The sequence below is a fragment of the Methylobacterium sp. TK26 genome, from assembly GCF_055361565.1.
On record NZ_CM143965.1, the window covers coordinates 1173257 to 1185287 of the forward strand.

The 12031-nt window shown below is 67.5% G+C and carries 13 protein-coding genes; 5 read left to right on the top strand and 8 right to left on the bottom strand.

What is annotated here, in order from left to right; translation table 11 throughout:
• Positions 1 to 60: 60 nt before the first annotated feature.
• The 8 genes from ACXJ1Y_RS05795 to ACXJ1Y_RS05830 form a co-directional block, all read right to left on the bottom strand.
• Positions 61 to 252, bottom strand: a complete 192-nt coding sequence (locus tag ACXJ1Y_RS05795; RefSeq protein WP_463849166.1) for a hypothetical protein — start codon at positions 250 to 252, stop codon at positions 61 to 63.
• A gap of 261 nt (positions 253 to 513) precedes the next feature.
• On the bottom strand, positions 514 to 1134 hold the full coding sequence (locus tag ACXJ1Y_RS05800; protein WP_463849167.1) for a hypothetical protein: 621 nt from the start codon (positions 1132 to 1134) through the stop codon (positions 514 to 516).
• A 520-nt stretch (positions 1135 to 1654) separates the two neighbouring features.
• Positions 1655 to 2092, bottom strand: coding sequence for a hypothetical protein (locus ACXJ1Y_RS05805; RefSeq protein WP_463849168.1), 438 nt, complete (start codon positions 2090 to 2092; stop codon positions 1655 to 1657).
• A 159-nt stretch (positions 2093 to 2251) separates the two neighbouring features.
• Complete coding sequence (locus tag ACXJ1Y_RS05810; RefSeq protein ID WP_463849169.1) at positions 2252 to 2734, bottom strand: hypothetical protein; 483 nt, start codon at positions 2732 to 2734, stop codon at positions 2252 to 2254.
• Positions 2735 to 2947: 213 nt separating this feature from the next.
• Positions 2948 to 4681, bottom strand: coding sequence for an AAA family ATPase (locus ACXJ1Y_RS05815; RefSeq protein ID WP_463850046.1), 1734 nt, complete (start codon positions 4679 to 4681; stop codon positions 2948 to 2950).
• A gap of 316 nt (positions 4682 to 4997) precedes the next feature.
• On the bottom strand, positions 4998 to 5168 hold the full coding sequence (locus ACXJ1Y_RS05820) for a hypothetical protein (protein ID WP_463849170.1): 171 nt from the start codon (positions 5166 to 5168) through the stop codon (positions 4998 to 5000).
• A gap of 275 nt (positions 5169 to 5443) precedes the next feature.
• Positions 5444 to 6418 (bottom strand): TRAP transporter substrate-binding protein, encoded by a 975-nt coding sequence (locus tag ACXJ1Y_RS05825; RefSeq protein WP_463850047.1) that lies wholly within the window; start codon positions 6416 to 6418, stop codon positions 5444 to 5446.
• 216 nt (positions 6419 to 6634) lie between these two features.
• Positions 6635 to 7351, bottom strand: coding sequence for a TetR/AcrR family transcriptional regulator (locus ACXJ1Y_RS05830; RefSeq protein ID WP_463849171.1), 717 nt, complete (start codon positions 7349 to 7351; stop codon positions 6635 to 6637).
• Between the two features lie 112 nt (positions 7352 to 7463).
• On the opposite strand from ACXJ1Y_RS05830, the gene ACXJ1Y_RS05835 reads away from it, so the two are divergent.
• From ACXJ1Y_RS05835 to ACXJ1Y_RS05855, 5 genes are read left to right on the top strand one after another with little or no spacing between them, the layout of a single operon-like run.
• The gene (locus ACXJ1Y_RS05835) at positions 7464 to 8669 is read left to right on the top strand and encodes an acyl-CoA dehydrogenase family protein (protein WP_463849172.1); all 1206 of its coding nucleotides are present in this window, start codon (positions 7464 to 7466) and stop codon (positions 8667 to 8669) included.
• Between the two features lie 17 nt (positions 8670 to 8686).
• Positions 8687 to 9865 (top strand): beta-ketothiolase BktB, encoded by a 1179-nt coding sequence (gene bktB, locus ACXJ1Y_RS05840; protein WP_463850048.1) that lies wholly within the window; start codon positions 8687 to 8689, stop codon positions 9863 to 9865.
• A 19-nt stretch (positions 9866 to 9884) separates the two neighbouring features.
• Complete coding sequence (locus ACXJ1Y_RS05845; protein ID WP_463849173.1) at positions 9885 to 10652, top strand: SDR family NAD(P)-dependent oxidoreductase; 768 nt, start codon at positions 9885 to 9887, stop codon at positions 10650 to 10652.
• A gap of 2 nt (positions 10653 to 10654) precedes the next feature.
• Positions 10655 to 11686, top strand: coding sequence for a phosphotransferase family protein (locus tag ACXJ1Y_RS05850; protein WP_463849174.1), 1032 nt, complete (start codon positions 10655 to 10657; stop codon positions 11684 to 11686).
• Complete coding sequence (locus ACXJ1Y_RS05855; RefSeq protein ID WP_463849175.1) at positions 11679 to 12002, top strand: DUF6285 domain-containing protein; 324 nt, start codon at positions 11679 to 11681, stop codon at positions 12000 to 12002. Before ACXJ1Y_RS05850 ends, ACXJ1Y_RS05855 begins: the two co-directional genes overlap by 8 nt.
• The last annotated feature ends 29 nt before the right edge of the window (positions 12003 to 12031 follow it).

Consider the following 12031-nt stretch of genomic DNA (forward strand, 5'->3'; position numbering starts at 1 on the left):
AGAGCCCGCTAACGACAGCAACGCACCGAAGGAGGTGGCCAGCGAGAGCGGCGCCATGGGCTACGCTGCCGCAATGCCCTCAATTGTAGGGCTACCAAACCCGGCGAAGGTCGGCAGCGACGGCGAGCCGGTGTCAGGGCCCTTGCCGAACCCGCTCAACCCGGCCGCTACACCGACCTTGCCGAGCCCGCCCGCGAGACCGCCGATCGTCTTGGACGTGTCGCCGGCATGGCTGGCGGCGTTGAGCTCCATCGGCAGGACCGAGGACGAGCCGTGCGCTCGGCAGAAGGTTATCTCGGACCGGACCCACCAGACGCTTCAGGACACCCTTGAGCGGTTCCAACCGAAGCAGGAGGCGCAGCAGCAAAAGGCGCAAACCGACGCCACGCAGCAGCTCGAGAAGGCCATGACCCCGGCGGATGGCGACTACAAGTCGGCCGGCGGGAGCTCGGGAACTGATCCGCCTACTTCGGTCCAGCCACTTCGTCTAAGGTCTACGGCGACACGTGCCGCCTACCGCCGCCCCGGGGATATCATGCGCCGACCGAGGAAACGGTCCCACTCATCCGTGGAGTGATGGGCCCAAGCGTCGAACCCAAACACGATGTCTGAGACCATCTCCAGACCCGCGGCTGTGGAGGCGATATGCGCGACCACGTAAGGATGGGCGCCGAGACCTCCCAGTTCGGCGGCAAGGGCGGCCAGCACGTCCAGGTGGGTCTGGCTGCAGCGGAACTGCGTGAAGTCGTTCCATACGCGCCGGAGGATGCGCGCTTCGCGTGTGGCTTCGGGCATGGTGAGGCCTAGCGCCCGGAGCGCGTCGGCAAGCTTCCAATAGGCCGGTATCAGCCGACTTGGCTCTGCCCGTGCGTAGGCCAGCCATTGCGGATCATTCATCGTCGCAACGGCTGGAATGGCCATCCCCTCGCGCTCGGCGAGATGGCTGAGATCCCTCGCACCGCCCCTGCGAGCCCGCTTCGCGGCTTCGATCGAGGCGTCCGGCTCGTAGCGGTATTCGGCGTAGCCGAGGTCTCGAGGGCGGCCCCCGCGGTCGAGATGGCGGAGGTAGGCTTTGAACTCGACCAGGGCGCGGCGCCGGTCGCGCTCGGCTTGCGAGATGATCTTGCGCACCATGTCTCGTCCCGGGGATCAAATGAATGCGGCCGGTCAGCCCCTTTGCTGACCGGCCGGTGAACGGTGCTCTCTGATTCTGTGGGTGGTCAGGGCAGTCGGCGCGAACCTCCGACCTTGCCGCCGACCGCCCGCGCGTTCGGCAAGGTCTTATCCGGTGGGGCGGGAGCGGCGGCCTACATAGGGCCCAGGCTAGGATCCGGCGCTCCGGCGGCGGGGTAGAGGTCGGCCCGGGGGAGCCCGAGGCCTATAACTGGCCGCCATCATCGGTCAGAGCGCCGTGGCCGGATAAGCCCGAGCCGCCTCGCGCCCTCCAGGGCCACCTCAATGCGGGCTGCGACCCTGGCCGCAGCGCCACCCTGCTCTCGCGCCTGCCGGGCGGCGCGTTCCATATCGGCCACCACGTCAAGCGATGGTCCACCGTCGTTGCGGAGGGACTGCGTGAAGCGGCGTAGGAGGGCGAGGAGCTCGGCCTTGCCGATAGGTCGTTCGGGTGACGCCACTTGAAGCACGTAGGCTCCTCTTACGCTGCCAGGGGGAGGGCGGCGAAGGACGGCCGGGCGAGCGCCCGCGCTGCTACCTTCAGACGCAGGACCGCGCCGGGGTGGTGGTCGCCGAGGCCGCTAAGGCCGGTGGCGTGGAAGGTCAGAAAGGCTAGGTCTCGGGCGTCCGAAGCACCGGTCCGCACCCGCCCTGCAAGCTCGTTGAGCTCGGCTACGTCCGCGAGATCCGCAGCGTCGGCGTCGATGCTTGTCTCCACCATGGCCCGGGCATCGTCCGCGGCGGCGGCTACGCCCTCGGCGGTCGTAGGAACGGTGGCGAGGATGCGTGCCTCAAGTAGGTCCACCGTACGGTCATGGTTCTCGGCCGCACCGGTACGGCCTTCGGCTTCCGCTAATAAGGAGGCGGCTCGCTCCTCGCGGATGGAGCGTAATAATGGAATGATGGCGTCTTGCAACATTGGTTCCCCATGCACGGCTCGCGGCGCTGATTCCCGCTCAATTGAAGCCGTGTGTGAGGTTAATTGCAAACGACAAGGCGATTCGTCAACTAAGAAACAAATGTATTATTTGTCGTATATTTTAAATCTCAATTCTCACACTCCCGCCAAATAGCCCCTTTATTCCAAGAAGCTCTCCAGGGACGATTTGGCCGCCGGCGACCCGTTCACCGGCTGAGCGCGGTCCGCCCGCTCGTTCAGGATTTCGGCGAGCCCGGCCTCAAGCTCGGCATACGTCATTTGGCTCGGGTGCTTCGTCACCGCGTCGTCGTCGGTCTTCGAGCTCGCCACGGCCGGGTGGCCGGCGCGGTCCAGGATCGTCTTGGCCACATCCGCCCGCACTCGGGCCGGGGTTTTCGGATCGCGCATGAGGCTCTGCAGCACGTCGACCGCCTCGGGCGCTCCGTGCTTCAGGCGGGTCGTGATGGCGCTTCCCAACTGGAAGGAGAATCGCTTCGTCCGCATCGCGTGATAGATCCGGGTTGCATCCGGGAAGGCGAGGGTTTCAGCCGCCGTCTCGGGCGTAGCGCCTAGGGCGATGAGCCGGGCGAGCTCGTTCTCCTCTTCCGGCGACATACTGGTGACTGTGGGCTTTCCGGCCATGGGGCACTCCTCGTCTGTAACGTTGTAACATAAGGTTTTTCGGCCCGAGATGGTGGGCGATTTTCCAGTTTTGTGGGCGGTCCGCCTATCGGTGTGAGGCCATCCCTTCGCAACCAGCCGTCCACTGGCAGAAGGGTTTGGATTGGCGACAAGCTCAGTGTCTCACCCTAAAGGGGGGTGAGACACTGAGCTTCTGGGTGTCGGGAGTCTCAGTCAGATCTGAGACACTTCTGAGCCTCTGAGCCAGTCAGTAATAAGCCATTGGCCATAAGTAGCTTTTCGGATCTGGCCGGCTGAGCCCCATCGGTCTAGCCAACGCCGCACAGACGCCCGCGAGGCTTTCTGCCCCTCCCGGGCCGAGTCGTTGAAAAACGCCTCCACCATGGCCGGTTTGAAGACGTATGCATGCGCTTCGACGCGCTCCATCTCAGCCAGCCGCTCGACGTGGTTTCGCCACTCACCGAACGCCTCGCGGGCGACCGCTTCAGCCCCCGTCTCGGGCAAGGCGCCGAACTCGGTCTCTTCCTTCCAGGCGACCACAGCGCCCATGAGCGGGCAGCCTTCGCCGTCCTGTCCGACGATGACGGACTTAAGGGTGAACGCGATCTCCGGGCGGGCCTCCATGTCGCGCTGCTTGCGGGTGATAAGCCGCCCCCCGGCCACTTCCATTTCCGTGTCGGTCGCGGCCCGCAGCAGGGAGTGGCCACGCGCGCCGCGGGCCGCGTCCTTGCCTGTGTGGTGAACCACCGCCAGGTGCGATCCGCTGGCCGCCCGGAGCCGGTCGAGGTTGCGGACGATCGCGCCCATATCGACGCTAGAGTTTTCGTCACCGCCGGCGAGAGCGCGAGAGAGGGTGTCGACCACGATGAGTTCGACGGGGGCGCCGCGCTTAGCCTCCGCCGCTTTCACGGCTCCGATGAGGTCGGCGAGGTCCTCTCCGGCCCGCAACAGGTTCACGGGGCTCACGATGAGATCGAGCAGGACGTCAGCGGATCCGTACCGTTCCCGGAGAGCTTTCGTCCGCTTGTGGATCTGGTTGCCGCCCTCCGCCACGATGTAGACGACAGGGCCCCGCTTCACTGCCCTTCCGTTCCAGCGGCGACCGGTGGCGACTGCATAGGCGATGTCGAGCATGACGAAGGTCTTCCCCTCGTTCGAAGCGCCGTACAGGACTGACATGGCGCCGCGGTCGAGCAAGCCTTCCACCAATGGCTGCGCCGCCGCCGTCTCGGCGCGGTCCGCCGAGGCGTTGAAGTCGAGAAGCTCGAACTTGGGGGCACCCTTTTTCGCCGCTTCCGGGGGGGCGGCGCTGTCGAGACCCTCCTCGGGCGGTAGCGCGCCGAACTCCGCGTCCGCGCTCGCTACACCGGCCGGGCGCGTGGCATAGCGATAGGCGTTCTCCACCTTCACCGCGAGCCGCTCGGGTGCCCATTGCGGCGAGCCGCGCTCGTTCCAGTGGTCGAGCATGAGCTCTAGGCACGTCGTCTCGGAGATGCCGAAATCGCGGGCACCGCACGCCGCGGTGTAGGCGGCGGCATCCCCGCCGGATCCCTTGAAGCTCGGCTCGGCCTCGGTCTTCAGCCAATCCGTGGCGCGGGAGATGGCCTCGGGAGTGTCGAGGTCTACAAGGGCCGTGGCGGCGTCGGCGGACCGGACGCGCTGCTTCTCGCACAGGGCGATGAGCCAGTCCGGCGCGTTGGCGATGGGGAGATCTTCGGCGAGGGTGTAGGCGCCCTTCTCCGTGACGCTGCCCGGAGCGACGACGTAGCCATTCTCGGCTCGCACATCCACGTTGGTCATGACCTTGCTGACGCTGTTGGCCAGCTTCAGGTCGGCCGGGATCCGCAGGTACTTGTGAAATCCGCCACTCGCAGTTCTCACAGTCCGGGTCGCCGGAAGGCCGAGCGCGTCACCGGATGCGCGAGCAGCGTTCGTGAGCAGGCTGATAAGCCTGTGGGTCGCCCTTCACCCCCGGAACTGCATCGCGTCTTAACCGTACGCTTCCTGTCGCAGTCGGGAGGGAGGCCAACATGATGTCGTTGGGCGTGTTCTGTATCGTTGCAGGCGCGGGCATCGTCGCTGCCTCCCTATGGACACGGCGTCAGCGCCCGGTCTTCGAGGCGATGGGCGGCGGTCTGTTTTTGGTGGGCCTTGGCTTGGCAGGGGCTGCCTTCGCCTTGGTCGCGTAGGGGGTTGCCTGTTCTGGTAATGCAGGCGCCACACTGGCGTCTGCACCCAAGGGGGCCGCGAAAAGCTATACCCTTTAGCGGGCCTCGAACCCTGCTCGCCGGGCGAGGCTATTGGCGAGATCCACCCGACGCCTGGATCGGGCGAAGGCTTCATCTGCGTCGCGCAACAGCAGGTCGGATCGCATAAGGTCGTGGCGGGCGAGGCGGATCTGCGCGACCGCAAGAAAGGAGAGGATCAGGCGCAAGAACAGGATTAACTCCAGTTCTTGCCCGGCAAGCGTCAAGGTGGTTGAACAACCGATTGTCTCGGCGACATCGCAGACGAGTACGTCGAAAGCTTGTCAGTCGCCTTTCTCAGGGATTTCGTCGTAAGTCATTGAGAGCAATGCTCGCATAGCGTCGAGACGTACACTCGTCCGGCCTTAACAGTAGTTGCTGCTACTGACTCAGAGCCGAAGGATGAGTGTTGAGCATAATTTCCCGAAAATCCCGTGGAGAAAATGCTCGATCGTTTAGCCTATCATCCGACGGTTCCAGCATATTTTTCCAGTAGCGCCCAAGATTCGGCGCCGAACTTCGCTTTCCACGTCTTGTAGAAATCGGTCTTTTCCAGGTGCTGCCGAAATTCGTTAGGATCGGTTGAATTAAATATCATACCCTTGTTTTCCAGGGCGGCCTTCAGTGCGAGACTGTCCTTCAGATTATCTTCACGCTGTCTTAATGCGGCAGCATTGAAGTGCTTGGCCATGACATCTTTGAACTCGGCGGGTAATGATCTCCATGAGCGACCGCTGGCCAGGAGCCAAAAGCCGTCCCACGCATGGTTGGTGAGGGAGCAGTACTTCTGGACCTCGTAGAACTTGGTCGCATTGATGATCGCCAGCGGGTTCTCCTGCCCATCCGTGATCTTGGTCTGGAGCGCGGCATAGGCTTCACTCAGCGGAATGCTCGTTGGCGCAGCATTGAGCGCCGCAAACAGCGAGACCCAGAGCGGAACGACCGGCACGCGGATCTTGAAGCCTTTGAGAGTGCTCGGGTTCACGATCGGTTTCGTGCTTGTCGTGATCTGGCGAAAGCCATTGTCCCACATCGCTTCAAACGGCTGCAGGTTCGCCTTCTCGATGTTGCGCCGCATGAAGGCGCCGACCTCACCGTCCATCGCCGGCCAAACCTTGTCGTAGCTCGGGAAGACGAACCCGATCGCCGGGAGGGCGGCGGAGGGAACCAGGGTCGACAACAGGGTCGTGGGCATCGTGGCGAGCTCGAGCGCCCCGGAGCGCAACTGCGAGATCATGTCCGTGTCGCTGCCGAGCTGGTTGTTCGGAAACACGGAGATCAGAAGACGCCCGTTCGTTTCCTGCTCGATTGCGCCGATGGCCTCGGCGAGCCGCACGTTGAGGGAATGGGTGAGCGGCACATCATTGCCGAATTTCAGCTTCGTGGGAGCGCCCTGCGCGCGGACGATCGCGGGGCTGAACACGCCGGCCGTCCCCATGACGGCGGCGCCCGCCAGACGCAGCGCCGTGCGGCGGCTCAAGGCGGCGGGGCCATCGCGACGTGCGACATCGTCGTTCGGTTGACCCACGGCGTTTCTCCCTCGTTCGCGACTTGACCGCCGCTCTCTCGACTGGCGTCGATTTGTATTCAGATATTGAATGCGAACTTGCTTGGCGGCAAGGCCGGAATCCGCCTGCCGTGGACTCTTCCGCCTTTACGGCTTCGTGATCGCGCGCTCGACGAAGGCGATCACGCCGGCAATATAGGCGCCGATGGGCGTTCCGCGCTTCCGGTATTTCGCGCGCTTGACGTACCAGTCCTGCAGCAACGGCTTGATGAGCGCGGCCGTCAGGCCAACATCGGGGATCACGAAGACGCCTCGCTCGACTCCACGCGCCAGCACATCCGCGAAGATCCGCTCCGTGGCGAGTTCGCTCTCGATGGCGAAGGCCCGCGCGGCGGCGGGGAAGCCCTTCGCCTCCATGAAGGCGAAGACGAACCACGGCTGCATCGCCTCGGTGAGCCGGATATGCGTCTCGATCAGCCAGCGCAGATGCGCGGCGGGATCGGCCTCGAGTCCGGCGGGCGCATCCCGCAAAACCGCCTCCACCGTCTCGGAGACTTCCGTGAGGATCATCACGAGGAGGGTGTTCTTGTTGTCGAAGTAGGAATAGAGGCCGCCCATGCTGAGGCCGGTGACGCGGGCGAGGTCGCGTAGGCTGATCTCGTGGAAGCTCTGCCGGCTCGACAGCTTCAGCACCGCCTCGATGATCCGGGCGAGGTTGGCGGTGGCGAGGTGCGGCTTGCGCACGCTCACGTGGTCGCGATGGCGTTCGAGGATGCGGGCGCAGATCGCTTCGGTCGTCGTGGCGTTTCTGGGGAATGCCTCCACCGCCGCACCCTTCACATCCGGGTCCCGTGCCAGCGTCATCGGTGCATCGTCTCGCCCATGGGGTCTCATAGCCTGTTGCCACGGCCGAGTTCAAACGCTAAATAAAACGAGCGCTCGCTCGATTTTTGCCGATCTGGGGAAGCCGGTCCCGATGGATTTCACGATTTCCCCGCGCGTCGAGGATTACCGCGCGCGCATCGCGGCCTTCGTCGACACCCACGTCATCCCCGTGGAGCGGGACAAGGCCGCCTATGACGGCCACGGCAACATCGCCCTGCCGGAGTTGGAGCGCCTGCGCGGCCTCGCCCGCGCGGAGGGCCTATGGTGCCTTCAGCTGAAGCCGGAGACCGGCGGGGCGGGCCTCGACAAGGTCGGGATGGCGGTCTGCTACGAGGCGATGAACCGCTCGATCTTCGGGCCGGTGGTGTTCAACTCCGCCGCCCCCGACGACGGCAACATGATGGTGCTGGAGAAGGTCGCGACGCCGGAGCAGAAGGCGCGGTGGCTCGATCCGATCGTGCGCGGCGAGGTCCGCTCTGCGTTCGCGATGACCGAGCCCCATCCCGGCGGCGGCTCGGACCCCGGCATGATCCAGACCCGCGCCGAGCGGCGGGGGGACACCTACGTCGTCACCGGCCGCAAATGGTACATCACGGGCGCGGAGGACGCGGCCCACTTCATCCTGATGGCGCGGACCTCGGACGACGCCCGCAAGGGCCTCACCGCCTTCCTGTTCCACCGGGACAGCCCCGGCTGGCACATCGTTCGGCGCATCGGGATCATGGGGCCGGAGGAGCACGGCGGCCATTGCGAGATCGCCTTCGACGGGCTGGAGATTCCCGCGCGCGACGTGTTGATGAACGAGGGCGACGGGCTCAAGCTCACGCAGATCCGCCTCGGCCCGGCGCGTCTCACCCATTGCATGCGCTGGCTCGGCCTGTCGAAGCGCTGCGTCGAGATCGCCCGCGCCTACGCCGCCGAGCGGCACGGCTTCGGCATAAGGCTGGCCGACCGGGAGAGCATCCAGCTCATGCTCGGCGACCTCGCCATGCGCATCGAGATCGGCCGGCTCCTCGTGGCCAAGGCCGCCTGGGCGCTGGACCGGGGCAGCTTCGCCCGCAAGGAGGTCTCCATGGCGAAGGTCCATGTGGCGAACCTCCTCCACGCGGCGGCCGACACGGCGATCCAGATCAACGGCGCGCGGGGCTACTCCACGGATACGCCGCTCGAATGGATCTACCGCTACGCCCGGCAGGCGCGGCTCGTGGACGGGGCCGACGAGGTCCACAAGATGGTGCTGAACCGCAACCTCGAGGCCGAGGGCGACGCCTTCTGGACCTGGGACGTGGGCGCGTAGGAAAGGGAATGGTCGCCATGACGGACGTGGTCATCACCGGGGCCGTGCGCACGGCCATCGGCACCTTCGGTGGGTCGCTGGCGGCGATCCCGCCCTCCGACCTCGCCGCGCGATGCGTGACCGAGGCGCTCAAGCGCTCCGGGACCAAGGGCGAGGAGATCGGCCACGTGGTCTTCGGCCACGTCATCCCCACGACCCCGCGCGATGCCTACATCGCCCGCGTCGCGGCGATGGAGGGCGGCATCCCGCAGGAGGTGCCCGCGCTCACCGTGAACCGTCTCTGCGGCAGCGGCCTGCAGGCCCTCGTCTCGGCCGCCCAATCCGTGATGCTGGGCGATGCGGACGCCGCGCTCGCGGGGGGCGCAGAGAGCATGAGCCGGTCGCCGCATCTCCTCTCGGCGGCCCGGTTCGGCCAGAAGATGGGCGACATCACCGCCGTCGATTACATGACCGACGCGCTCTCCGATCCGTTCGGCAACGGCCATATGGGCGTCACCGCCGAGAACATCGCGAACCGCTACGGCATCTCCCGCGAGGACCAGGACGCCTTCGCCGAACAGAGCCAAGCCCGCGCGGCCAGGGCCATCGCCGAGGGCCGGTTCCGCGACCAGATCCTGGCGATCCCGGTCCAGCGCAAGCGCGAGACCGTGCCCTTCGACACCGACGAGCACCCCAAGGCCACGAGCCGCGACGACCTCGCCAAGCTTCGCCCGGCCTTCGCCAAGACCGGCAGCGTCACCGCCGGCAACGCGTCCGGCCTCAACGACGGCGCCGCCGCCCTCGTGCTGATGAGCGCCGACAAGGCCGCCCGCGAGGGACGGACGCCGCTCGCCCGCATCGTCGGCTACGCCCATGCCGGCGTCGACCCGTCCGAGATGGGCATGGGCCCGGTCCCGGCCGTGACACGCCTGTTCGCGCGTACCGGCCTGCGCGCCTCGGACTTCGACGTCATCGAGTCGAACGAAGCCTTCGCCGCCCAGGCCTGCGCGGTGTCCCGCGCCCTCGACCTCGACCCGGAGAGGGTGAACCCGAACGGCGGCGCCATCGCGCTCGGCCATCCGATCGGCGCCAGCGGGGCGATCATCGCCGTGAAGACGCTCTACGAGCTCGCCCGCATCGGCGGCCGCTACGGCCTCGCCACCATGTGCATCGGCGGCGGCCAGGGCATCGCCGTCGCCTTCGAGCGCGTGCAGTGAGGCGGGCAGGGAGACTCGCATGAGCGGCATCTTCGACCTCACCGGCCGGCACATCCTCGTGACCGGCGCGTCGAGCGGGCTCGGGCGCCACTTCGCCTCCATGCTGGCGACGACCGGGGCGACCCTCTCCCTCGGCGCCCGCCGCGCGGAGGCGCTGGCCGAGACCGTCGCCGCCGTCGAGGCGCGGGGCGGGCAGGCGCAGGCCGTCGTGATGGACGTCACCGACCGGGCGAGCATCGAGGCGGCCCTCGACCGCGCCCAGGAGCGGTTCGGCCCGGTCATGGTGCTCGTGAACAATGCGGGCGTCACCACCACGACCCCCGCCCTCGACCTCTCGGAAGCCGAATGGGACGGGGTGCTCGACACCAACCTGAAGGGCGTGTTCCTCGTCGCCCAGGCCACCGCCAAGCGCATGGTCGCGGCGGGGCAGGGGGGCAGCATCGTCAACGTCGCCTCGATCCTCGGCTTGCGGGTTGCCGGGGGGCTCGCCCCCTACGCCGCCTCGAAGGCCGCCGTGATCCAGTTGACCAAGAGCCTCGCCCTCGAATGGGCGCGCCACGGCATCCGCGTGAACGCCCTGGCGCCGGGCTACGTGCGCACCGAACTGAACGCCGCGTTCTTCGAGTCCGAGCCGGGCAAGGCGCTCATCAAGCGCGTGCCCCAGCGCCGCCTCGGCGAGGCCGGCGAACTCGACGGGGCGCTCCTGCTCCTCGCCTCGCAGGCCGGATCGTACATGACCGGCTCGGTCCTCGCCGTCGATGGCGGCCACCTCGTCTCGGGGCTGTGAGCATGGACGAGACGCGTCTCAGCGCCTGGATCGCCTCGCATCTCGGTGTGCCGGACCTGCGGATCGAGGAGAGCCGCCCCCTCGGCGGCGGCTCGATCCAGGAGAACCGCCTGATCCGCTGCCGGAGCGGGGAGGGGGGGCGGGAGTTCGTCCTGCGGCGGGACGCGGCCGCCACCATCGCCTCCAGCCGCTCCCGGCGGGAGGAGTTCCGCCTGCTCGAAGCCGCCCACGCGGCGGGGGTGCGCGTGCCCGAGCCCGTCGGCTTCTGCGACGATGCGGGGGTGATCGGCGCGCCCTTCGCCCTGATGGGGCTGGTGGCGGGGGTGGGCCTCGGCCCGCGCATCGCCAAGGACCTCGCCCTCGGGGGCGACCGCGAAAAACTCGCCGAAGACCTCGGCCGGGAACTCGCCAAGATCCACGGCGTCCTCGATCCGCGCCAGGACCCGCCGCCGGCACTCGCCTTCCTCGGCCCGCCCGAGCCGGACCCGGCCCGCGCCGAGATCGCGCGCCTGCGCGAGAACCTCGACGGGATCGGCGCCAAGCGCCCGGCCATCGAATGGGGCCTGCGCTGGGCCGAGGCCGCCGCGCCGCCCTGCCCGGCGCCGGCCCTCGTCCACCGGGACTTCCGCACCGGCAACTACATGGTCGATGAGGCGGGGCTGACCGCCATCCTCGATTGGGAATTCGCCGGCTGGGGCGATCCGGCCCAGGATCTCGGCTGGTTCTGCGCCGCCTGCTGGCGCTTCGGCCGCCTCGACAAGGAAGCGGGGGGCATCGGCTCCCGCGAGGCGTTCGAGCGTGGCTACGCCGCCGGGGGCGGCCAGCCGGTGGAGCGCGAGCGGGTCGCCTATTGGGAGGTGATGGCCCATCTGCGCTGGGCGGTGATCGCCCTGGAGCAGGGGGCGCGGCACGTCTCGGGCCGGGAATTCTCCCTCGAACTCGCCCTCACCGGGCGGATGGTGCCGGAACTGGAGCAGGCGATCCTCGCCGCCACCGCCCCCGCCGCCTGGCCACGGAGCCATTCCGATGCGTGACGATCCCTCCGGCGCCGACCTGATCGAGGCTGCCCGCCGGGCGCTCGCCGAGGAGGTCGTGCCCGGCCTCACCGGCCGCCCGCGCTACGTGGCGCTGATGGTGGCGAACGCGCTGGGCATCGCCGCCCGCGAGATCGGGGAGGCGGACAGGCTCGCCGCCGCCGAGGCCAACCTCCTCGCCGGGGATGGAGCCGATGCGCTCGTGAGTGCGATCCGGGAGGGGCGCCGGGACGCCGACCCCGCGCTCCACGCCGCTCTTTCAGCCAAGGCCGACCTGGCCTCCGGAATCTGGAAGCCGCGCCCACCGGTGAAATAACCCGAGTTGAAATCACCCGGGCCTGAAGC

Coding starts and splice junctions, on each gene's coding strand:
- ACXJ1Y_RS05795 (WP_463849166.1), bottom strand. CDS start 252: ATGGAGCTCAACGCCGCCAGCCATGCCGGCGACACGTCCAAGACGATC.
- ACXJ1Y_RS05800 (WP_463849167.1), bottom strand. CDS start 1,134: ATGGTGCGCAAGATCATCTCGCAAGCCGAGCGCGACCGGCGCCGCGCC.
- ACXJ1Y_RS05805 (WP_463849168.1), bottom strand. CDS start 2,092: ATGTTGCAAGACGCCATCATTCCATTATTACGCTCCATCCGCGAGGAG.
- ACXJ1Y_RS05810 (WP_463849169.1), bottom strand. CDS start 2,734: ATGGCCGGAAAGCCCACAGTCACCAGTATGTCGCCGGAAGAGGAGAAC.
- ACXJ1Y_RS05825 (WP_463850047.1), bottom strand. CDS start 6,418: ATGGGGACGGCCGGCGTGTTCAGCCCCGCGATCGTCCGCGCGCAGGGC.
- ACXJ1Y_RS05830 (WP_463849171.1), bottom strand. CDS start 7,351: ATGACGCTGGCACGGGACCCGGATGTGAAGGGTGCGGCGGTGGAGGCA.
- ACXJ1Y_RS05835 (WP_463849172.1), top strand. CDS start 7,464: ATGGATTTCACGATTTCCCCGCGCGTCGAGGATTACCGCGCGCGCATC.
- bktB (WP_463850048.1), top strand. CDS start 8,687: ATGACGGACGTGGTCATCACCGGGGCCGTGCGCACGGCCATCGGCACC.
- ACXJ1Y_RS05845 (WP_463849173.1), top strand. CDS start 9,885: ATGAGCGGCATCTTCGACCTCACCGGCCGGCACATCCTCGTGACCGGC.
- ACXJ1Y_RS05850 (WP_463849174.1), top strand. CDS start 10,655: ATGGACGAGACGCGTCTCAGCGCCTGGATCGCCTCGCATCTCGGTGTG.
- ACXJ1Y_RS05855 (WP_463849175.1), top strand. CDS start 11,679: ATGCGTGACGATCCCTCCGGCGCCGACCTGATCGAGGCTGCCCGCCGG.